The sequence below is a fragment of the Candidatus Liberimonas magnetica genome (genome assembly GCA_020523885.1).
In the GTDB taxonomy this organism is placed as follows: Bacteria; Elusimicrobiota; Endomicrobiia; order Endomicrobiales; family JAFGIL01; genus Liberimonas; species Liberimonas magnetica.
In genome coordinates, this window is the sequence record JAJAPY010000015.1 from 55138 (window position 1) to 77725 (window position 22588).

Genomic DNA, 22588 nt, shown 5'->3' on the forward strand with positions numbered 1-22588 from the left:
AATTATTCTAACTTTGACATCTTGATTATCAGCTTCCATTTACATATTTGTAAATTTAATTGATTCTTTTTTGTAAAATAGTACGTTAGTGAAGCTACCAAAACCGAACCAAAAATGCTTATGCTAGCAACAATCATTGAATTAAGTGAAATAATTTCATTCATTTTCTATTCAGCACGCAATGTTGGTAAGGCGGCTTGGTTTCGTAGCGAGAAAGCTGGATTTTGAGCGAAACTTAAAAATCTGAGGCGAAGTTTAGTGTGCTAAATTAGCCGAAGATTTTTGATGTTATAGCCAAAATATCGCTTTCGCAGTAGAAACAAGAGCCGTTTTACCAACATTTACTATAACCGCAAGAGTGGCACACAGCACAGCCTTCTCCGAATTCAAGCATCTCGCCGCATTCCGGGCACTGGGGGCAAGAGCCTACCATATCTCGTTTGTTCGGTATTATGGGCGGCTTGTTTTTCAATATCTCGCTAAGGTCTATATTTTCGCCTTGCGCTTCGCCCAACTGCGGATTAGCTTCGTTTTGTGCAACACTTTTCTTTTCATTAAAAAGATCCGGGACCATTTGATCCCTCTGGTAACTCTGCAAAGCCTTTGCTATAGCATCGGCACAGGAAAGTATGGCTCCGCCTTCGGTAAGTGTAGGCGAAGGGCACCTGATGCCTTTAAGTTGATAGACTATCTCTTCCTGGTTTATACCTGAACGAAGTGCCAAAGATATGAGCCTTGATACAGCTTCTGCCTGGGAAGCAGTACAGCCGCCGGATTTTCCAAGCTGGGTAAACACTTCGCAGGCACCGTGTTCGTCCTCGTTTACAGTAACGTACATCTTTCCGCAGCCTGTGTTCATAAGAAGGGTAACGCCTCTTGTCATGCGCGGCCTGTTGCGCGGGCCTCTTGGCTTTCTTTCGTCCGTGCCTATTTCCTGTTTCTTTGCATTGTCAAGGTTAAGCACCTGCGTATCCCTGCTCCTGTCCCTGTAAACAGTTACGCCTTTGCAGCCCAATTTATAGGCTAGGCTGTAGACTCCTGCCACATCTTCCTTCGTGGCATCATGAGGGAAATTAACGGTCTTAGAAACCGCATTATCCGTATATTTCTGGAAAGCTGCCTGGACCCTTATGTGGTCTTCCGGGCTTATATCGTGAGCTGTAGTAAATATCCTTCTTATCTTTTCCGGGATTTCCTTTAATTCTTTTATGCTCCCTTTTTCGGCTATCTTTTTCATCAGTTCGGGCGTATGAAAACCCTGTTCTTTGGCTATAGTTTCAAAATACGGGTTTACTTCGAACATCTCATTGTTATCAAGGACATTGGACCTTTTATACACAATAGCAAAAAGCGGTTCTATGCCCCCGGACGCGCCTGCAATTATGCCAATGGTCCCTGTAGGCGCTATAGTTGTTAAGGTGGCATTTCTTCTGGGTTTGCCATCGCTGAAAACACTTTTTGGGAAATTCGGGAAAGCCCCTCTTTTTTCGGCAAGTCCTTCGGACTCTTCTCTTGCCTTATCATGAATGAATGACATCACTTTTTCTGCCAGCCTTAAAGCCTCGTGAGAATTATAAGGCATTTCAAGCTGGATAAGCGCATCTGCCCAGCCCATAATGCCGAGGCCTATTTTTCTGTTTGATCTCGTCATCTCCGCGATTTTATCAATAGGATAAGCGTTCATATCTATTACGTTATCCAAGAAGTGTACAGAAGTCTTTGTTATCTTTTCTAAGTTTTTCCAATCGATCTTACGGTCTATTACCAGCTTTGCCATATTTATTGAGCCAAGGTTACAAGACTCGTACGGAAGAAGAGGCTGCTCGCCGCAAGGGTTGGTAGATTCTATATCTGCTATGGTGGGGGTAGGGTTTGCTTTGTTCATCCGGTCTATAAAAACTATTCCGGGTTCGCCGTTCTTCCAGGCCTGGTCAACTACCTTTGCAAAAACCTCTTTTGCATCAAGGTAGCCGTCAACTTCTTTGGTCCTGGGATTGGAAAGGGCATATTCCCTTTCTTCTTCAACCGCGTTCATAAACTCTTCGGTAATACCTACCGATATATTAAAGTTATTTAAAGCGGCGTTGTTATTTTTGCAGGTAATAAAATCCATGATATCCGGATGGTCGATGCGCAGTATCCCCATGTTTGCGCCGCGGCGTGTCCCGCCCTGCTTTATCGCTTCGGTTGCAGCATTAAAAACCTGCATAAAAGAAACCGGCCCTGAAGAGATGCCGCTTGTGCTTCTTACAACATCTTTCTTGGGGCGCAGCCTTGAAAAAGAAAACCCTGTGCCTCCGCCTGACTTATGTATCAAGGCGGTATATTTGAGCGCTTCGAATATGGAATCCATCGAGTCTTCTATAGGTAAAACGAAACAAGCCGACAACTGCTGAAGGGACCTGCCGGCATTCATGAGCGTCGGAGAGTTAGGCAAAAAACTCAAGGTTGACATTAACACATAGAATTCCTGCGCTATAAGGTCAACATTTGCGTTCGGGTCATAGATCTTGTCGGCCTGGGCGATGTTTTCAGCAACGCGCCATAAAAGGTCTTCAGGGGTTTCGATAACTTTTCCTTCCAGATCTTTCTGCAGGTAACGTTTTTTCAAAACGGTAAGCGCATTCGGCGACAGATCCGGCTTTACCTTTAGAAACAACTCTTTCAAATTTAAACTGGTAGCCATCCTACCCTCCTAAACAATTTATTAGTAAATTGCTTTTTTAATTATTATCTACAAATGCCTTGTTCTTCTTTTGTTCGTTTTCTTTCTTAAGTTTCTTGAGCTCTGCAAGAAATGTGTCAATATCGCCGAACTGTTTGTACACCGAAGAAAAACGGATGTATGCTATCAAGTCTATGTCGAGCAGCCTCTTGAGCACCTTTTCTCCTATCACCTGGCTTTCGACTTCCATTACATAGTCCTGCAACTCGTATTCTACTTCACTTACGATTTTCTCGATAGTATCGCTTGATATAGGCCTTTTCTCGCACGCCCTCATCACACCGTCAAGAAGTTTCTTGCGGTTAAACGGCTCCCTCCTGTTATCTGACTTTACCACCATAAGCGGTGTAACCTCATGCCTCTCATAAGTGGTAAAACGTTTCTTGCATTCAAGACACTCTCTGCGCCTTCTTATTACAGATGAGCTGTCAAGAGGCCTTGAATCTATTACCTGGTCATTAGCGCTGTTACAGTACGGACATCTCATAAACAACCACCTCCGAATGTTGTCCCGCCATTGCGGGATGTCACATTATCCAAAATAACCTCCGGCTTTCATCCTTCGTAGTACTACGGAGAACGGGCTTGCCGGAAGAGTTCCACTAAAATAGGGTTAGATACACTATATATTGGGCTATTCGGTTTTTAGAGCGTACATCTTGGGCTTAAAAGAAAAACAAAAAAGCCATATTTTTAACTTAACAATACAACATATCTGGCTTTGGGTATTATACTATACTATAAATTGTATGTCAACACTTTTAAAATATTTTTTGTTTGGATAAAAACAGGCCAATTACCGTCAATGAACTTAAATGCAAAATGAAAATTGTAAAATGAAAAATTGTTGTATCCCGCTTTGCGGGATTATTTAAATAAGTCCCGCAAGGCGGGACACATTAATTTTGCATTTTTCATTTTGCATTTTGAATTTCCTGTATTTTAGGACCAGATGCTGGTTTTCTCAACGCTTATAGTCTCTTCTCTTTTTCTTCCCAAGGAAATAAGCGATATCTTTGTTCCGACAAGTTCGGCAATTCTTTTTACATATTTTTTTGCATTGGCCGGAAGACCGCTGTACTTTGTAACGCCCCTTACTCTTCCCTTAAATCCGTCCATCTCTTCATACACAGGTATACAGTTTGCCTGGATAGTCCTGGAGGCAGGAAAATGGTTAATTGTCTTGCCTTTATATTTATAGGCAACACATATTTTTATCTTATCCAAATCTTCTAAACAATCAAGTTTTGTTATTACGAGTTTGTCTATACCATTCAACCTTACGCTGTGGCGGACGACGACAGCGTCAAACCACCCGCAGCGCCTCGGCCTTCCGGTCGTTGCGCCGTACTCTTTCCCTTTTTCCCTGAGATAATCGCCAAGTTTATCCTTAAGTTCTGTAGGGAACGGTCCCCCGCCGACCCTTGTTGTATAGGCTTTTACGACTCCAAGAACCGAGCCTATTTTTGTAGGGCCTACACCGGCGCCCGTACAAGCACCGCCGGATATCGGGTTTGACGAAGTGACATAAGGATAAGTGCCGAAATCAAGGTCCAGCAGCGTCCCTTGAGCGCTCTCAAAGAGAATATTTTTATTTTTTTCTATGGCATCTTCCAAAAGAAGCGATGTATTACAAACAAAAGGCCTTAAGAACTTGCTTAAGACAGGATAAACACTTAATATTTCTTGTCTTACTTTATTTACAGATACTATTGTTTTAAGCAACGGCGCTTTTTCTTTTAAATTTTTGTCAAGCAGATCCAGGAAAACCTCTTTCTCAAGATAATCCACTACCCTTATACCGAGCCTTGTAACCTTATCAGCGTAAGCCGGGCCGATCCCGCGTTTGGTCGTACCGATCCTTATTTTACCCTGTTCTCTAAGTTCATCTAAATACTTATGATAAGGCAGTATTACATGCGCCAATTCGCTTATGAATAACCTGCCTTTGATCTTTACTTTTTTAGAGTCAAGAAGCTTGGCTTCGGTATGTAAACCCTGGGGGTCTATCACTACGCCATTCGCAATAAAACATTTTTTATTCGGTAAAAGAACTCCTGATGGGATCAAATGAAGCACAAAGGGCTTGTTTTCAAAGATTATAGTATGCCCTGCATTATTTCCGCCTTGATAGCGTACTATATAATCAGCTTTCTGGGAAAGATAATGCACGACCTTACCTTTACCTTCATCCCCCCATTGGGTTCCTATGACTACTAATGATGACATATAATACCCCTGTTTTTCAGTGACCAGTGAACAGTAACCATTGACCACCAAATACTTACAACAAAAAACTATATGGTTTTGCTTTACGGTTACTGATTACTGGTCCCTGGTCATTGTTCACTGTATATTTGGCGCCCTCAACGAGATTCGAACTCGTGTCGCATCCTTGAAAGGGATGTGTCCTGGACCCCTAGACGATGAGGGCTTTTTCAGTGACCAGTGAACAGTTACCAGTGACCAACAAATGCTTACAACAAAAAACTATATGGTTTTGCTTTACGGTTACTGGTTACTGGTCACTGTTTTTAATTCTTGTAGTTTTGATTATAGAAAACAGTATTTTTGACAATTCTTCTGCATTTTTGTAAAGCTTATCGAAATTTTCGATACTTATAAATCCAGTGTCTTTAAGCAATAATAACCAGTACTTAGTTTCAAGGCATTCTTTATATGCAATCGAGATTTTTGACGAAAACTCAGTTTTTGATATGGCTCCGTTTGCTTCTGCCACGTTTGCCCCAATTGAGGTTCCACATTTTAACAATTGTTTTGAAAGAACAAATTCTTTTTTTTGACTGCTTAAATCTTTGTATATATTAACAATTTCCAAAGCAAATTTATATGCCTTATTATACAAATTATTATCTAACATTTTCTTTGTCGTTTCCAGTCACTGGTTACTGTTCACTGATAACTGTAAAAAGTGAGCCCGGTGCGACTTGAACGCACGACACCTTCCTTAAAAGGGAAGTGCTCTACCAACTGAGCTACGGGCCCATATACTATACTTTTCTTCAATGAACTGTGTTATGCTATTTCTTTTTTACTTAAAGCCGTGAAAGTTTAACATATGAATCTGAGTTTGTCAACCCAGAAAGAAAATTTTAGTTTACCCCGTCTACAAAGTCGGCGATTCTGCCACTAAGACGAGTAATATCTTAAAAAATGCTTAAGTCGTACCTTTAAGTCCCTTGCATCTGTTAGTTCAGATAGCAATTCATTTGTCAATACTTGTTGTGTTTTCAATTAGTTTTATCACAAGAATTATTAATAATTTTCAAAAGTCTGCATAAAAAAATCGATATATTTTGGGCTTAATTTCTAGACAGAAGTCGGAGCCAGGGTTTCAGAAGTAAACATTACTTGACTACAAATATAATATCTGCTAAGGAATTGTATATTTGAGGTTTTTCTTTATAGTTGAATTTAATTTCGAGGCTTGAAGGAGTCTTTTTCTGAAAAGTATCAAGAAAATTATTAATAGTTGGGGTTAGTAAATTAAGATTTCTTTTTAGTTTCCAAGAACTTGAAAAGTCATCAGTGTCAATTAGAACCAGAAACAATCTATTTTCAGAACCAAATCGCATTTCACCTTGATTTTCATATAGCCATTGCGCAAGCATTTTTGGATTAGCTTGAGCTTCTTTGACAATCTGCATATTACTTTGTTTTATTTCAGAAAGAACTTTCGAAGATGATTTATCACCTTTGTCTTTAAGTTTTTCAGATATTTCATAGTATATATCTGAAGCACTTCCAGATTTGTCAAATGACAATTGTAATTCTTTTGCTTTTGACTTCAAATATGTTAATTCAACAGGCAACCCTTTTTCTTTTCTCTTTAATTTCATATATTCCGAAGGGAAATATGTTACTTTTAAGTCAAACGGTATATTGTTTATAAAAAAGTCAACACTTTTTATCTGCCCAACCGTCGGCAATACTGATTTATGAGATTTAAAAATATGTTCAATTAGAATACTCGTCCAATGATTATACCAACTGTTTAGCACATATCCCTGGACAGCGCAGTTAATTTCCTTCTCAAATTTTGACATTAGAAGATCATAGGACGATATTGCTTTTACATAATGCGTAACCAAGTATTTATCAAGCGAGTTTTGATAATCACCACCCCATTCAAAAACCTTCAATTTATATAATTCTGATACAAGCTTTTCTCTTTTAAGACTCTTCAGCAGAGATATGTTCTTCTCGCGCATATAATTATCAAGCATTCTATGCGATTTTTGTATATCATGAGATAAAATATTAAAGAGTTCCTTAAATTGTTCTTTAAGTGCGGTTGAAGATAAAGTAATTGAGTATTTTGAAACAAACTCTGATATAAGTTCTTTTCTAACAACCGATTTTGTTTTTAGCCATAATTGCCCGGCTGAATCATTGTTAAACAGGTCTAATGTCTCGCTGTCATATCTTGTTTTCCAAAATGAAAAATCACTTTTCATATATTACTCCAAATTTAGCTTAAAGCTACATCTTTAATTTTAGGTATCGTTAAAATCCACCCTGGTATTTTATCTAATTCATGATTTTCCAATATTTTAGAATCTTTATGCTTCATCATAAGGACATAATCAGTTTTCATCCCACCCTTCCTGTTATCCTGAATAACAGAATTGGCCGAGTATTCCATGGGAAATGCACCAGCAAATACGAGATCGCTTGTACCTGCAAGAATTTCCATAAACTCCCAACTCTTCTTATCTCTTGCGTTGTAATATAATAAAAATAATCCGTCGACCTTCAATATTCTACTTGATTCTTTTATTAGCGCTTTCATATCTTCAACATAATGTGATTTATTTTTATTACGTTCTTTTGCATTCGACACTATAATTTCTTTTTCAAAAACAACTTTTTTGTTTAATATCGAATTCCACATTTCACTAAGTTCTAAATAAGGTATTCTATCACTGTGAGGGGGATCGGTGCAAATAAGCTTAATGGATTTATCTGGTAATAATCGCATCGTGTCCAAGCAATTGCTATTAATAATTGATGCGCCAATATCAGCATTTAAAAGCTTTGTAATAGAGCTAAAGACTGGATAAGTCTCTATATTCGTTTCAATCAATGCTTTGTATAATTTATTTGCTCGACTTTCAAAACAATTCCATACATTGATTTCGAAATGAAGCTTCGGTCTCCAGAACCCGACAACCCAGCTACCAACCTCAATTTTATCTGAATGTTTATTTTTTGTTTTACCCCGTCCTGTTATGGCAAATACCATTGAAGACATTTGACCTGATGATGATGTAAGGGTTAAAAACAAAGCTCTTTGTAGCGAAGTAGGATACTTCTGGATTTCATCAATGATCAAGTCAATATTTCGCAAAGCTCTTTTTGTAAATAAGTCAGTTATTGACATTGTTGATTTAGAATTTATTCTTGAATTCGTAAAAAAAGTAGCATTGCGAATATTCCTGATATTATAATCTGAAAAAGAGGTTATAAGGTTTAAATCATATTGATTTGGTTCAAATTCAACCCTACTTCTCCCTGTTTTAGGCTTTATCCAAACCTTCATCAAATTGTTATTATGCCAAAGATAGTGAGATGCAATTTTCCCGTCTTTAAGAAGATAGGATAAATTTATCTTTTCTTTTACTCTGCTTTCAATTTCTTTAATCGCACTGAGGTATAAGTCTGATTTTGGTAAATCCAAAATAAAATTAGCATGCTCAACGGAAACAGGGTTTAAATCGATTCCAATAAATCTACGATTCCTTGCTAAGCACTCTTTGCTGATTAAACCTGATCCAAGAAATGGATCAAGAACAATGTCAGTTTCATTTGTGTAATTTTGAATAAAATAGACTATGCTTTCTGTTGGTTTTTTTCCCCAATATTTATGAAAGGAGTATAATCCTTTATACGCTTCAGGATTACTTATATCATCAATAGTTTTTATATCCATATTAAAAAGTGTCTGTTGCATAAAACCCTTATATATTTGTCTTATTGTTTTAATACGTCTAATTTAGGGATTAATTTATAACTACCAATAATCTTTTGTATTGTTGTCTTTAGTTTTACGTTACAATTATACAACTTCCGAATGAGGTTAGCAACTGATTAAAATTAGCTGGTGGCAAAAGCACATGGATTGCATAATGACATTTCTCAGGTAATGCAATTATATTCACTAATTTCTGATTCTTCTATATCAAATTATTTACGCTTTACAAGAAACTAATTTTAAAGAGCGGATGCTTCTTTTAATTTACCGTACATAAAACTAGACCTAGGAGTTATAGACCTATAGTTATAAGTCCTTAAATCCAGGATATCCTGATCATACATGCCGATAGATATGCATCTTTTATATGATTCTATGGCCTGCTGCTTCTTTTTAAAGCTCAAAGATACGTCCCCGAACAAAACCTGAGCTTCCATGTACCACATCAACACCATCTCGGAAAAAAAATCTTTATATGCGCCGCTCTTTTTAATATTCCTGTAAGAATAAAACAGCCACGGCCTTTCATATTCATTGTAATCATAAATATTTTTTAAAGGGCTGCATTTATAACTTAAACCGACAGGGTAGCTTTTAAATAAACCTGAAAAATATAAACGGCATGACGGGTCTGCATATATTGAGGTTTCTGTGTTTTTAGAGTTTTCCAGTATTTCCATAAATTTATCCGGCACAATCACGAAGGTAAGGTCACTGCGTTTTTTCCTTACAAATTTCATATACCTGCCGATAGAATCAAGGTGCTGGCCTGCAAAGAGTATCGAACCTGGTTTGATAGTCCTGAAGAAATTCAGGCAGTAATCATCGCATAAGAAGTTATTCCTTTTATTGACCGGGCCGATATGAGCGGACAGCGGAGACAAACTTAAAATAAAAACTAAAATATAAAAAAACAGCTTCTTTGTTTTGTCAAGAACCAGTGCATTTGCCACAAAACCCAAAGCACTGCCTATCACGATAGCAAACAAACTCTCGAAAACCGGCAGGTAGCGCTCATTCATGGCTTCTTTAAACGGGTCATCAAGGCCGAAAGCGGAAAAAACAAGCCATACCGGGCCTGAAAAAATCATCAGAAACAGGATAAGATAAAATATATTTTTGTCGTTTTTCCACAACGCAAAAAAACCTAAGGTTCCGATCATTGCCCAAATCAAGGAAAAATGATCGGACAAGGCAAAGAAAAACCATTTTGCCTTAAGTAACACTTCTTGTTTTGTGATAGAGGCCTTTGCAAGGTTAGACATCCTAAACCCGGACATTTCTTTTCTTGTCAGAAAATTATAAAGGTTTTCAATATTAGAAGTATTTCCTGTATTTATCAAAGGGCTCATGGACGACCTTACAGGAAGATAAAAATGTATCGAAAAACCAAGAAAAAAAAGAAGAATAGAAACTGCAAAAAACTTTATTCTATCCTTTCTTATCGAAAAAATAGAAACAAAGAACAGCAACGGTATGAACATAAGCAAAAAATAATGCCCTCCGATGGCAAATCCGACAAGATAATAAGATAAATACAAATACCTTAAGCTCGTGTGCTCTTTTAGATACAATATCAAACTATATAAGCAAAGGGCCGTTAAAAATGTTATCAAAGTGAATGTTTTTGCAAAGGTTGTTATATACCAAAATTCATAAGAGAAAGAAAATATTACTATAGCAGCTATCGAAACAACAATATCTTTGGTAATAGCTATAAGTATCTTAAATAAAACCATTAATGTAAGTACGGCTAAAAGTGAGGAAAGAAGGTTTAATCTATAGGCGCTATTGCCAATAGGAAAAAGCGAAGATATTTTTCCTAAGAGGACGTATAACGGGTTCCCGGGAGAATGTGCTATCCCCAGAGTGTGGCAGACAGCTATATACTCTCCGGAATCTTCAGGCGCGCAGGCAGGGTAAAGGGTATAGGTATAAAAAGCCAGTATTGATATGAGTATGATATATATTAGATTCTGCTTCATTCTTAAGCCGGTTTGGTTTAGGTTAGATGTTTAGAAGTTTTTTTAATTTATATATTTCTTCAAGAGACCGTTTTTGATAAGTCTGGTCATTGGTGTCATAAATATCAAGCCATAATTTTAATGCTTTGGCATATTTCTTATCTTTGGAATAAATACTTGCCAGGATGGCTCTGACCATATTCGGGCAGTTTTTCTGGGTGACAGCTACTTCAAGGCTTTCTGTCATCTTTTGAAAATTGCCTTCATTCCTGTAAATTATAGCGCCAAGATAAAGGTGAAACTGCCAGAATGGTTGATGAGAGTCTCTGGTAATATCCTTGCTGTATAGTTCCATTCTATCAATGCCGTAATTTAAGAGGTCAACGGCTTCGTTCGGCCTTTCCTGGTTCCAGGCAAGGGCCCCTGCACCGTACAGGTAGGCATAATCAAAGAATGGATCCAAAAATATCACTCTCCTGCAGTAGGAATACAGTTCGGGAAAAGTGTTTACCTTGTCTATTACTACCAGCTTTTTCGTTTCATTAAACTCTTGGGCTTCTTCTTCCCCTTCGCTATGGACTTTGCCGGCTGCAGCTTTGAGATTCCCGTGATGTTCCTCTCCGGCCTCACTTTTAAGCCCTAAAAGATATTTTAAATAATCCCAGGACAATTTATATTTGGTTTCTTCATCAACTTTTACTTTTGGTTCGCCGTAATATACAAGAAGCTGGATCCAGGCAATGTCAGCTGCAAGCCTGCGAAAACCTCCTATAACACCTGTCAGGTCAAGTACAACAAACTGCTCTATCGGAGATATCCTTGCCTGAGGAAACGGATATGAAAAAGTTTTTGTGAGCATAAAAACGCTTAGACAACCGCAAATAAATATGCTTATTAATGTTAAATGTACACTGCGATAACTTTGCATGGAACCCCTAAAGCAGTCCCGCACTGCGGGACTTTTAGTGACACTGTAATCAGATTTTATTAAAATTCCTTATATTTAAGCAGCCACAGTGAAAGTACCAGGCAAAAAGCGCTATATAGGAGGCCGTATATCAAAGAAACCCAGATCCAGTTTCCGGCAATTACCGGTATATTCCAAAAATCTTTAAGGTTAAAATACTGCAGGTTAGGAGTTAAATAATACATAACTTTTGCTAATATCTTTGTATGAATAAAAGTTGCCTTATTTCCCAGAAATTTCAGTTCTTCGCTGAAATGCCCCAGTATCCAGAAAGATACCGTAAAGCTGACGGAAGATATAGCCGAAGTTGAAAGGAGAGAAAAAAACAAGGCAAGAGAACCGATGATAGTTATTTTTTCAAAAGAAAGCAGTATGGCAAGAGGGTACCTGAAGCTGAATTCCCAACCCTTAAAATACAGAATTGACAGATGAAATATTGACATTATTACGATTCCACAAAAGACAGCTGTAATAAGCCCAAGATACCGCCCTATAAGATAAATGCTTTTTGAAACAGGCCTTGTAAGTATCAGGTATATGGTCTTTGATTCCATTTCTTCCAGGATGAGGTTCACCGAAGCAAAACATATTGTGATCAAGGCAAAAAATTCAATGGCATTAAGACCGATATCAAGCAGGATCCTTTTAGACTGTTCTCCTCCAAGCACAGATAAAAGGAATGAGGACGCCAGCGTGATTATGCCGAACAAAATAATAACATAAAATATTTTGTTCCTTATGTTTTCTATCAAAGTGTAATAGGCAATAGCGGTTATTTTTTTAAACATGACATTTCACTAATTACATTATTGAGTTAATTTTGCTAAAATATCGTCATTGCGAGCGTTAGCGAAGCAATCTATACTTACACTTGATAAAATAATAAGATTGCCACGTCTCTTTACTCCTCGCAATGACCGACAATTCTGATAAAGTTTAATTTAACAGTATACTAAAAATTTATCCTTCCTACTTCAGATGAACCTGAGACACATGACACGAATATTTTTTCAAGTTCTCCTTCTTTGCCTGACCATTCGTCCTGGTTGACTATCCTGACTAAGTTCCCTTTCACCAGTATCCCTACCCTGTCGCATACTTTCTCTACCTCGGAAATAAGGTGCGAGGACAAGAAAATGGTTTTACCTTTTGACTTTAGTTTTATTATAAGGCTGCGCATTTCTGCCACAGCCAGCGGGTCAAGCCCGCTTACAGGTTCATCATATATTAAAATCTTGGGGTCATGAAGCAGGCTTTGAGCTATGCCTATTCTCTGTACCATTCCTTTTGAAAACTCCGAAAGCCTTCTATCCTGCCATTCTTTTAATCCCACAACTTCAAGCATCTCCTTTACTTTCATTTCTATATCAGCAATGCCAGAAAGGTTCCCGTAAAACCTCAGAATTTCCGCTGCTGTAAGGTATTTATAGAAGTACGGAACTTCGGGCATATACCCTATATCTTTCAAAACATCCTGGTCCGGAGTATTCTTGCCGAAAATAGCTATACTCCCTGCCGTGGGATAAAGAAGGCCCAGGATAAGTTTTATGGTAGTGGTCTTTCCTGAACCATTTAAGCCCAATAAACCAAAAATCTCACCTTGGTTTATTTCAAAAGACATATCTTTTACTCCGACAGTCTCGTGAACCTTGGTGAGAGTTTTTCGTTTATATATTTTCGTTAAATTATCTGCCCGGATTGCATGCATTTTAATACCGGAACTGTTCTTTAGCAAGTTCAAAGCTCTAAATGCTTTACTTTTGTTACTCCTGAAAAATCACCGATCTGTTTTATCAGGTCATCAGAGACACTGGCATCAACGTTCACAATAGTTAATGCCTCGCCGCCTACCTCTGTCCTTCCTACCTGCATCTGGGCTATATTAACCTTATTCTTTCCAAGGAAAGTGCCTATCTGCCCTATCACTCCGGGCCTGTCTATGTTAGAGACAAGAAGTATACTCCCGGATGGAATAAGGTCTACGTTCATATTTTTTATTTTTACAAACCTGGGGTTCTTATGGCTGAACAATGTACCAGAAACAATAAATTCATCCTTATCCGTCTTTACCTTTGCGGTAATAAGAGACGTGTAGTCTTCCACTTCCTGTGTTTTTATCTCTTTGATCTTGATCCCGCGTTCTTTTGCAAGAAGAGGGGCATTTACAAAATTGACAGCCACATCATCAAGCATATTTTTTAACAACCCTTTTAAATATGCCACAAGAATAGGGTTTGTATTGAATTTGGTTATTTCGCCTGCATACTCGATCTCAATCTCAAGAAGCCCGCCTTCCATTACCTGGCTTTGGAATGACCCTATCTTTTCAGCCAAAGAAATATAAGGTTCTATTTTTTTGTACGTTTCAGAATCAATGGCCGGTACATTTACTGCATTCCTAATAGCTCCTTTTGTAAAATAATCAATCAAAACCTCGCTCATTTCCTGTGCGATCTTTACCTGGGCCTCTTCGGTTGATGCAGCAAGGTGCGGGGTAACAACAGTGCCTTCGGTTTCGATTATTGACCAGTCAACAGGCGGCTCTTTTGCAAAAACATCTATAGCAGCACCTTTTACGTACCCTTCTTTAATGGCATCTGAAAGGGCTTTTTCATCAATTATCGGGCCCCTGGCGCAGTTAATTATTCTGACCCCTTTTTTCATCTTTTTTATTGTATCCTTATTTATCATCCCTTTTGTGGTTTCATTTAGCGGCGAATGGATCGAGATATAATCAGCTCCGGCATAAACTTCATCAAGGGACATAAGTTCTATCCCGAGGCTTTTTGCAAAATCAGAGTTGATGAACGGATCAAAAGCTATTATCTTCATTCCAAAAGCTATCATTCTCTGGGCCACTTCCCTGCCTATCCTTCCAAGGCCAATGAGCCCTAAAGTTTTTCCCTGGAGTTCAGTACCGTTGAATTTCGAACGGTTCCACTCTTTGTTTTTCAGTGACCCGTAAGCCTGCGGTATGTTGCGCGCAAGAGCAAGCATAAGCCCGATAGTATGTTCTGCCGCAGAGATAGTATTTCCTCCTGGTGCGTTGGTCACGATTATGCCTTTTTTTGTCGCACTTAAAAGGTCAATATTATCAACCCCCGTGCCGGCTCTTCCTATAAATTTAAGTTTTTTCCCTGCTTCCACTATCTCTTGAGTAACCTTCACTTCCGAGCGGATCATAAGCCCGTCATAATCCTCAATAAGTTTCTTGAACTCTTCAGGGGTTGGTTTATCATGTATTTCAACCTTAAAATCCTTATGCTGGAGCAATAACTCCAGCCCTTCCGTGCTCTTGTAAGTCAATAATATTTTATACATGATAACTCCTTAATTATCAGCGTTTAGCGGATAGCGTAGAGCGGATAGGAAAGTCAAAATATTGATTCTTATTTTCTATACGCTAAACGCTATACGCTCTACGCTATTTATTAGCCTCTTAACAAGACTTCTTCTGCCGCTGCCACGCCTTTGCCTTTTTCAAGTTTGTGGCCTAATTGAGAAAGGACCATCTCAAGGCATGCAAAACCGACCAGAAGGTCTGCTTTGCCTATATAGCCCATATGTGCGAACCTTATGATCTTCCCTTTTAGTTTGCCCTGGCCGCCTGCTATAGAAACACCATATTCTTCCCTTAATTTCTTGACTATCTTGCCGCCGTCTATGCCTTCAGGGACTTTTGCGCTTGTAACGACTTCGCAGGGTTTTTCTCCGAAAAGCTCTAAGTTAAGCGCCTTCATCCCGGCTCTTGCGGCTCTTGCAAGGAGTTCGCATTCTTTCCAAATATTTTCAATGCCTTCCTGCTTGATCAACCTTAAAGATTCTTCAAGAGCAACTATCAAAGTAACTGCCGGAGTAAACGGGGTTTCCTTTGTTTCCAAGGATTTTTTCATTTTCTTAAAATCAAAATAAAACTTAGGCAGTTTTGATTCTTCTATAAGTTTCCAGGCTTTTGGGCTTAGAGAGACAAAAGCAAGCCCCGGGCCTAGCATCAAACCTTTCTGAGAACCAGACACAACGACATCCACGTTCCATTCATCTGTAAGCAGTTTCTGGCCGCCGAGGCCTGATATCGCATCAGCGACAAGTATGGCATTTGTTCTTGAAACTATCTTGCCTATGGCCTCCATATCATTTACAACCCCAGTTGAGGTCTCTGTAAATGTAGTGTAAACGGCTTTTATCTTTGGATTTGCTGTAAGAGCTTTTTCAATCTCTGCCGGCTTAACAATGTTTCCCCATTCAACCTGAATGTTTGTGGATTTTATGCCGTAAACTTCAGCTATCTTTGACCATCTTTCTCCGAAATTACCGCATGATGCGACCAGTATCTCATCTCCCGGGCTCAAGAGGTTGACTATAGAAGCTTCCATTGCGCCTGTTCCTGATGCAGCTATTATAAGGACATCGTTCTTTGTTTGGTATACATATTTAAGCCCTTCAACGACCTTACTGAAAATCTCGCCGAATTCGCCGGTGCGGTGGTGAAGTATAGGCAAGGCTTCTTTTAAAGCTACCTGCGGCGGGATAGGGGTGGGGCCTGGCGTTAATAAATAGTGTTTTTTCATTATCATACCCTCCTGGTTTTATTGTGATTTAATTCACATATTAATCTTATCAAAATATAATCTATTTTGTCAAGCATGTTTCATTATTTCATTTTAACATTTATTTTAGGTCGGTAATATGCTACAACACACTTTGGATTGTCTTTTAATATCTGTCTTTGAAATCACATTATTGTGAATAACTTCACATTTATTTTAAAGTGTGCTTTAAAACTTCATCCATGTGCTTAACAGGGATTAATTTAATTTTTTCTTTAATGTCTTTTGGAATATCATCCAGGTCTTTAACATTGCCTTCCGGGTAAATCACTGTTTTTATGCCATCCCTGTAAGCAGCCAGGACCTTTTCTTTAAGCCCTCCTATGGCCAGGACCCTGCCTCGCAAAGTTACCTCGCCGGTCATGGCAACATCTTTTTTTACCGGTATTCCAGATACCACGGAAGAAAGTGCAGTAGCTATGGCTATGCCCGCGCTTGGCCCGTCTTTTGGGACAGCACCCTCTGGCACATGGATATGAAAATCCATTTCTTTGAATATTTTATCTTTTGCTTTTAATTTTATTGCAGATGCACGCACATAAGAAAGAGCTGCCTGGGCTGATTCTTTCATAACATCTCCCAGTTTGCCGGTAAGGCTAAGCATGCCTTTGCCTTTCATTTTGTTCACTTCTATGGTAAGGGTTTCTCCCCCGACTTCGGTCCAGGCAAGGCCTGTCGCAACACCGACCGCGTTAGGTGCAACCTTTTCTCTTATATACTGCGGTATACCTAAGAATTTGTTGAGGTTATCATCGGTCACTATAATCTGTTTAGCCTTTTCATCCATTGCAAGTTCTTTGGCTATTTTTCTGCAGAGGTTTGCTATTTCCCTTTCCAAATTCCTGACGCCTGCCTCATGGGTGTAATCGGAAATAATTTTTTTCACGGCCTCCGCAGTTATGCTGAGCTCTTTTTCGGACAACCCGTGCTGCGCAAGCTGTTTCGGCACTAGATATTTCTGAGCGATCTGCATTTTTTCTTCACTGGTATAACCCGAAAACCGCAAAACTTCCATCCTGTCTAAAAGAGTAGGAGGTATATTGTAAAGAGTATTTGCCGTTGTTATGAACATTACATTAGACAGGTCAAACTCTACGTCAAGGTAATGATCGACAAAAGAGTAGTTTTGTTCAGGGTCCAAGACTTCCAAAAGAGCGCTTGAAGGGTCACCTCTCCAGTCTGAACCGAGTTTGTCTATTTCATCGAGTATAAAAACGGGATTGTTAGATTTTGCTTTTTTCATGGACTGGATTATCCTGCCGGGCAGGGCACCGATATAGGTCCTTCTATGCCCCCTTATTTCCGCCTCATCGCGTACGCCGCCAAGCGATATCCTTGCAAAGTTCCTTCCCAGGCTCCTGGCTACGGATTTTGCTATGGAAGTTTTTCCCACGCCCGGAGGCCCGATAAAACAAAGTATAGGGCCTTTTATCTTCTTGACCCTGCCCAGGACAGCCAGGTATTCCAGCACTCTTTCTTTGATCTTATCAAGCCCGTAATGGTCTTCATCAAGTATTTTTTTTGCTCTTTTTATATCAAGGGTATCTTTGGTAGTGGCTTCCCAGGGTATGCTTACCAGCCAGTCGATATATGTACGGATGACCGTGGCTTCCGGCGAAAACGGCATCATTTTTTCAAGGCGTTCGATCTCTTTTTCCGCCACTTCCTGGGCTTCTTTCGACATCTTTGCTTCTTTTACCTTAACTTTTAATGTGTCTATGTCCTTGGCATAGTCATCTTTCTGCTTTAATTCTTTCTGAATGGCCTTCATCTGCTCTGTCAGGTAATACTCTTTTTGCGTTTTTTCTATCTGCCCTCTGACCCTGTTCTGTATGCGGCGTTCGATATTCAATATCTCTATCTCGGCATTCAATATTTCAACGAGCTGTTCAAGCCTGGCATTAGGGTTTGACAATTCCAGGACCTGCTGTTTTTTAGGGATCTGTATCATAAGATGCGAGGCTATAGTGTCGGCTAAACGGCCCGCATCAGCAATACTTGCTGTCGCAACCGCTATCTCCATGGGAAGGCGTGAATTTAATTTTACATACTGTTCAAAGAGTGCCACTGACCTGCGCATGAGGGCAGTAAGCTCCGGAGAGCTTATAACGTTATCCGATAAGACCGTGATATCTACTTCAATGTAATTCTTTTCATTGAGCCGGAAATTTGACCAGCTTGCCCGGTACATGCCTTCCACTAAGACCTTTAAAGTGCCGTCCGGCATTTTAAGCATCTGTATAACTTCGGCCACAGTCCCGGTCTGGTATATATCTTCTTTAGTCGGGTCTTCAGTATGAATATTTTTCTGGGTTACAAGAAATATCATTCTTTTTGAAGCCATAGCCTCTTCCAAAGCTTTTATTGACTTATCCCTTCCGACAGCCAGAGGTATGACCATAGCAGGAAAAACGATGATATCTCTTACCGGCAAAAGCGGCAATTTTGAAGGTATCTCGATATTGGTTTCCTTCAGTTTTGAACTTAACGATTTATCTATCTCGCTCATGCTGACTCCTCGATCCGGTAAACCAGCTTAGGTTTTGTTCTTTTTCTTACAACGCTTAAATCTACTACGCATCTTTCCAGGTCTTTCTGTTCAGGAAGCTCATACATCGTATCTAAAAGCAGGCTCTCAAGTATCGCCCGCAGTCCCCTTGCCCCGGAACCTCTTTTTAAGCTTTGAACGGCGATTTCTTTTAACGCATCGTGAGTAAATTCCAGTTGTACACTTTCAAGTGCGAACATTTTTTGATACTGTTTTACCAGAGAATTCTTCGGTTCCGTCAAAATCTCTAGGAGGTTTTGTTCGCTTAGTTCATTTAGTGTGGTCACTATGGGAAGGCGGCCTACAAACTCCGGTATCATCCCGTATTTTATAAGGTCCTCGGGCTGGACATGGCTCATTATTTCGCTCACGGATTGTTCTGCCCTGCTTTTTACATCAGCTTTGAACCCAAGCTGTTTCTCAATTATCCTGGTTTCAATGATCTTTTCAAGGCCTGCGAAAGCCCCGCCGCAAATAAAAAGTATATTCGCCGTATTTACTCTTATATATTCCTGCTGGGGGTGTTTTCTTCCGCCGTGAGGAGGAACATTTGAGTATGTACCTTCGAGTATCTTTAAAAGGGCCTGCTGCACGCCTTCACCCGACACGTCTCTTGTTATAGAAACGTTTTCGCCTTTTTTTGCGATCTTATCGATTTCATCTATATAGATGATCCCTCTTTCTGCCCGCTTAACATCGAATGAAGCGTTCTCAAGCAGCCTTAGAAGGATATTTTCAACATCTTCACCTACATAACCCGCTTCTGTTAAAGTTGTGGCATCTGCCATGGCAAACGGCACATGCAGTATCTTTGCGAGAGTCTGCGCAAGAAGTGTTTTTCCAATGCCTGTTGAGCCTATAAGAAGTATATTTGATTTCTGCAGTTCTACCCCGCCTTCATTTAAAGACATGCTTTCAAGCCTTTTGTAATGGTTGTAAACAGCTACAGACAGCGCTTTCTTGGCATGTTCCTGGCTTATAACGTATTCATCAAGGAATTTCTTTATCTCGCTTGGCTTTAATATGGTTTTTGTGGAACGCCTGTTTTCTTCAGCTTCTATTTTGTCCAGCAGCTCTGAAGAATTTCTTATGCATTCTTCGCATACGTACACTCCCTGCCCTCCTATCAAACGAAGGCCTTGCAGTTTCCCTCTCTGGCAAAAAACGCACGAAAACTCAGAGTTTGTTTTCTTTTGCTCGTTCATTATATTTTCCTTGGTGCTATAACCTCGTCGATTATTCCATAGACCTTGGCTTCTTCGGCGGACATATAAAAATTACGCTCCGTATCTTTCCCAACCCGTTCTTCGGACTGGCCTGTATGTTTTGCCAATATCTCAATAAGTTTTTTCTTTGTTGTGACCAGTTCTTTGGTCTCTATATCAATGTCTGTTACCTGCCCGGAAATCCCTTCTCCGTAAATAAGAGGTTGGTGTATCATAACCCTTGAATGAGGCAGGGCATATCTTTTTCCTTTTGCACCGGCTGCAAGGAGTAAGGCTCCGAAAGACATGGCCATACCCATGCAAATAGTAGTTATCGGGCACCTTATATACTGCATCGTATCATATACAGCAAGCCCGGCCGTTACCATGCCGCCGGGAGAATTTACGTACAAGTTTATATCCTTATCAGGGTTCTCGGCCTCTAAATAAAGGAGTTGTGCGATTATGAGGTTTGCCGAATCCGTAGTAACAGCACCGCCGTACCCGCCTACGAAAATAATCCTGTCTTTCAAGAGCCTTGAATAAATATCATACCCTACTGCCGCGCCCTGGTTCCAGCGCTCAATAATCGTTGGTATAATTCCTGACATAAAATCTCCTTTTTTAGCGTAGAGCGTATAGCGTTTAGCGTATAGGAATGACAAAGTCTCTAAGGTCTTTGTTTTTCTATACGCTCTACGCTATCCGCTGAACGCTATTTTATTACATTTTCCTTGATTTTAGCATTTTCTATTAAAAAATCAAATATTTTTTCTTCTTTTAGACTTGCAGATATCTTTTCTTTATTTTCAGAAAAATATTTCTCTACTTCTTTTTCCCTTCCTTTATTGGATTCCTTCATTGTCTCAAGCCTTTTATTTAATTCTTCCTGGCTGACTTCTATCTTGAATTCTTTTATAACCTCTCTAAAAATATATGAAAGCCTGACATCTTCTTCGGCTTCTTTAAGGTACTTATCTTTATTTTTTTCAAAATTTGTTTTCCAGAGTTCGTCTTTTATGCCCTGCTGCTTATAATACTGAGATAACCTGTTCTTAATGATTTCAAGCTGATCCTCCACAAAACTCTTAGGGACTTCAAAAGCGTTGGATTTAAGCAAGCTTTCTATTATCTGGTCCCTTACGCTTTTCTCCTGCCTGTTTTTTTCTTCCGCCTCTAGGTTTTCTTTGATTCTTTGCTTTAATTCTGCAAGGTTCGTAAAACCAAAATCTTTTGCGAATTCATCATCTAAAGGATGGAGCAATTTTTCCTTTATTTCTTTTACAATCACTTTGAAAACAACATCTTCATTTGCCAGTTTTTTGTTCGGATAGTCTGCCGGGAATTTTACGTTTATAGACCTTTCTTCGCCCTTTTTCGCCCCTGAAAGCCCTTCCTTAAAACCTACGATGATCTGGGGACTTGAAAGGTCTATCATTTGATCCTTGGCCTTTAGCTCAGGGACAGCTACATCTTTTACATAGCCGTCATAATCTACCATAACGAAATGCTTTGCATCTACAGCTTCACTTTTGGATTCACATAATTTGGCATTACGTTCCCGTAAAACATCCAGGCTTTCATTTACTTTTACATCTGTTATCTTATTGATAATCTTGTTTACTTTTATGCCTTTATAGTCTTTTAACTTAAATTCCGGATGTTTTTCAGCTTCCATTTTGAACTTAAACGGTTTGTCAAAATCAAAGGACAGCTCGTGTATCTTAGGATAGTTAACAGGTTCTATGCCCTTTGTTTTAAGCGCTGAAAAAACCGCCTTTTCAGCCAGGTTTTGCACAACCTTTGCCCGCGCGTTTTCAACATAATTTTTCCTTATCATCTCCATCGGCGCTTTACCGGTGCGAAACCCCGGCAGAGAAAGCGTTTTTTGAAGCTCTTGATAAACCTTCTCTGTTTCGCTTGAAACCTCTGCCTGCGGCACTTCTACGTCAAGAATGACCAAACACGGTTTTGTATCAACAACATTTAATTTTAGATCTTTCATTTATTTTTCCTTTTCTAATTTTATAGTGCCCGGAAGGAGACTTGAACTCCTATAGGTTGCCCCATACGGTCCTAAGCCGTACGCGTATGCCAATTCCGCCATCCGGGCAAAGTTCAAGAAAATTATTGGATATCTTAATCTTTTGGGTGCTCACCAACTCGCACCCGCCGCAGCTTCGGCGAAGGCGGGCCAGGTCCGCATTAAACATATGTGCATCGCATAGGATTTGAACCTATAACCTGGCGATTAAGAGTCGTCTGCTCTACCAATTGAGCTAGCGATGCATTTATATCTTCATTATTTATTTTTATAATTTTTAGTGATTATACAAAATAATAATCCACAATTCAAATTTATGTACATAAAAAAAACCGCATTTATTTTCAATGCAGTTTTGTGTTGAAATTTAGAATTATTGATGATGTACAAAAAAGTTGAAACGTTAGGGGATAAGTAACGATCCCGCGGTTACGCGGCGCCTAATAGTTTGGCTATTGATTTCACATCCAGGACAGCGGGTTCTTTTTCCGTCATTTTGGTAAACCTGGCTTCTCCAAAGTACGGGATCAGGT

At 39.3% G+C, this 22588-nt stretch carries 16 protein-coding genes and 4 tRNA genes; all 20 read right to left on the reverse strand.

The annotated features are described in order from the left end of the window. Positions 1-331 precede the first annotated feature (331 nt). Positions 332-2686: a vitamin B12-dependent ribonucleotide reductase gene (locus tag LHV68_10725; GenBank protein MCB4792341.1), complete on the reverse strand. Its 2355-nt coding sequence runs from the start codon at positions 2684-2686 to the stop codon at positions 332-334. A 37-nt stretch (positions 2687-2723) separates the two neighbouring features. Next, positions 2724-3212, reverse strand: coding sequence for a transcriptional regulator NrdR (gene nrdR, locus LHV68_10730; protein MCB4792342.1), 489 nt, complete (start codon positions 3210-3212; stop codon positions 2724-2726). A gap of 455 nt (positions 3213-3667) precedes the next feature. Next, entirely contained in the window at positions 3668-4954 is a 1287-nt protein-coding gene (locus LHV68_10735) for an adenylosuccinate synthase (protein MCB4792343.1), read from the reverse strand. A 129-nt stretch (positions 4955-5083) separates the two neighbouring features. Further along, positions 5084-5159 (reverse strand) — tRNA-Glu (locus LHV68_10740). An 84-nt stretch (positions 5160-5243) separates the two neighbouring features. Further along, on the reverse strand, positions 5244-5606 hold the full coding sequence (locus tag LHV68_10745; protein ID MCB4792344.1) for a four helix bundle protein: 363 nt from the start codon (positions 5604-5606) through the stop codon (positions 5244-5246). A gap of 52 nt (positions 5607-5658) precedes the next feature. Beyond that, positions 5659-5731: transfer RNA gene (locus LHV68_10750), tRNA-Lys, on the reverse strand. Positions 5732-6093: 362 nt separating this feature from the next. Beyond that, positions 6094-7203, reverse strand: coding sequence for a hypothetical protein (locus tag LHV68_10755; protein MCB4792345.1), 1110 nt, complete (start codon positions 7201-7203; stop codon positions 6094-6096). A gap of 14 nt (positions 7204-7217) precedes the next feature. Beyond that, positions 7218-8699, reverse strand: coding sequence for a DNA methylase (locus LHV68_10760; GenBank protein MCB4792346.1), 1482 nt, complete (start codon positions 8697-8699; stop codon positions 7218-7220). A gap of 260 nt (positions 8700-8959) precedes the next feature. Continuing rightward, positions 8960-10705, reverse strand: coding sequence for a DUF2723 domain-containing protein (locus tag LHV68_10765; GenBank protein ID MCB4792347.1), 1746 nt, complete (start codon positions 10703-10705; stop codon positions 8960-8962). Positions 10706-10727: 22 nt separating this feature from the next. After that, positions 10728-11543, reverse strand: a complete 816-nt coding sequence (locus tag LHV68_10770; GenBank protein ID MCB4792348.1) for a hypothetical protein — start codon at positions 11541-11543, stop codon at positions 10728-10730. A 128-nt stretch (positions 11544-11671) separates the two neighbouring features. Then, a complete protein-coding gene (locus LHV68_10775) occupies positions 11672-12439 on the reverse strand; it encodes a hypothetical protein (protein ID MCB4792349.1) in 768 nt (255 codons plus the stop codon). A 164-nt stretch (positions 12440-12603) separates the two neighbouring features. Continuing rightward, positions 12604-13359: an ABC transporter ATP-binding protein gene (locus LHV68_10780; protein MCB4792350.1), complete on the reverse strand. Its 756-nt coding sequence runs from the start codon at positions 13357-13359 to the stop codon at positions 12604-12606. Between the two features lie 29 nt (positions 13360-13388). Beyond that, positions 13389-14972, reverse strand: coding sequence for a phosphoglycerate dehydrogenase (gene serA, locus LHV68_10785; protein ID MCB4792351.1), 1584 nt, complete (start codon positions 14970-14972; stop codon positions 13389-13391). 110 nt (positions 14973-15082) lie between these two features. Beyond that, complete coding sequence (locus tag LHV68_10790) at positions 15083-16219, reverse strand: alanine--glyoxylate aminotransferase family protein (protein MCB4792352.1); 1137 nt, start codon at positions 16217-16219, stop codon at positions 15083-15085. A 190-nt stretch (positions 16220-16409) separates the two neighbouring features. Next, complete coding sequence (gene lon, locus LHV68_10795; protein MCB4792353.1) at positions 16410-18767, reverse strand: endopeptidase La; 2358 nt, start codon at positions 18765-18767, stop codon at positions 16410-16412. Next, entirely contained in the window at positions 18764-20011 is a 1248-nt protein-coding gene (gene clpX, locus LHV68_10800) for an ATP-dependent Clp protease ATP-binding subunit ClpX (protein MCB4792354.1), read from the reverse strand. Before clpX ends, lon begins: the two co-directional genes overlap by 4 nt. After that, on the reverse strand, positions 20011-20613 hold the full coding sequence (locus tag LHV68_10805; protein MCB4792355.1) for an ATP-dependent Clp protease proteolytic subunit: 603 nt from the start codon (positions 20611-20613) through the stop codon (positions 20011-20013). Before LHV68_10805 ends, clpX begins: the two co-directional genes overlap by 1 nt. Positions 20614-20726: 113 nt before the next feature. Beyond that, complete coding sequence (gene tig / locus LHV68_10810; GenBank protein MCB4792356.1) at positions 20727-22016, reverse strand: trigger factor; 1290 nt, start codon at positions 22014-22016, stop codon at positions 20727-20729. Positions 22017-22042: 26 nt separating this feature from the next. Next, positions 22043-22124, reverse strand: a tRNA-Leu gene (locus LHV68_10815). Between the two features lie 103 nt (positions 22125-22227). Beyond that, positions 22228-22300 (reverse strand) — tRNA-Lys (locus LHV68_10820). Positions 22301-22588: the final 288 nt, after the last annotated feature.

What these genes read in the sequence shown, in the direction of transcription:
- serA (MCB4792351.1), bottom strand. Translation starts at nt 14,972, where the DNA reads ATGTATAAAATATTATTGACTTACAAGAGCACGGAAGGGCTGGAGTTA.
- LHV68_10770 (MCB4792348.1), bottom strand. Translation starts at nt 11,543, where the DNA reads ATGCTCACAAAAACTTTTTCATATCCGTTTCCTCAGGCAAGGATATCT.
- tig (MCB4792356.1), bottom strand. Translation starts at nt 22,016, where the DNA reads ATGAAAGATCTAAAATTAAATGTTGTTGATACAAAACCGTGTTTGGTC.
- LHV68_10735 (MCB4792343.1), bottom strand. Translation starts at nt 4,954, where the DNA reads ATGTCATCATTAGTAGTCATAGGAACCCAATGGGGGGATGAAGGTAAA.
- LHV68_10725 (MCB4792341.1), bottom strand. Translation starts at nt 2,686, where the DNA reads ATGGCTACCAGTTTAAATTTGAAAGAGTTGTTTCTAAAGGTAAAGCCG.
- LHV68_10780 (MCB4792350.1), bottom strand. Translation starts at nt 13,359, where the DNA reads ATGCATGCAATCCGGGCAGATAATTTAACGAAAATATATAAACGAAAA.
- clpX (MCB4792354.1), bottom strand. Translation starts at nt 20,011, where the DNA reads ATGAACGAGCAAAAGAAAACAAACTCTGAGTTTTCGTGCGTTTTTTGC.
- LHV68_10775 (MCB4792349.1), bottom strand. Translation starts at nt 12,439, where the DNA reads ATGTTTAAAAAAATAACCGCTATTGCCTATTACACTTTGATAGAAAAC.
- LHV68_10765 (MCB4792347.1), bottom strand. Translation starts at nt 10,705, where the DNA reads ATGAAGCAGAATCTAATATATATCATACTCATATCAATACTGGCTTTT.
- nrdR (MCB4792342.1), bottom strand. Translation starts at nt 3,212, where the DNA reads ATGAGATGTCCGTACTGTAACAGCGCTAATGACCAGGTAATAGATTCA.
- LHV68_10745 (MCB4792344.1), bottom strand. Translation starts at nt 5,606, where the DNA reads ATGTTAGATAATAATTTGTATAATAAGGCATATAAATTTGCTTTGGAA.
- LHV68_10790 (MCB4792352.1), bottom strand. Translation starts at nt 16,219, where the DNA reads ATGAAAAAACACTATTTATTAACGCCAGGCCCCACCCCTATCCCGCCG.
- LHV68_10755 (MCB4792345.1), bottom strand. Translation starts at nt 7,203, where the DNA reads ATGAAAAGTGATTTTTCATTTTGGAAAACAAGATATGACAGCGAGACA.
- lon (MCB4792353.1), bottom strand. Translation starts at nt 18,767, where the DNA reads ATGAGCGAGATAGATAAATCGTTAAGTTCAAAACTGAAGGAAACCAAT.
- LHV68_10760 (MCB4792346.1), bottom strand. Translation starts at nt 8,699, where the DNA reads ATGCAACAGACACTTTTTAATATGGATATAAAAACTATTGATGATATA.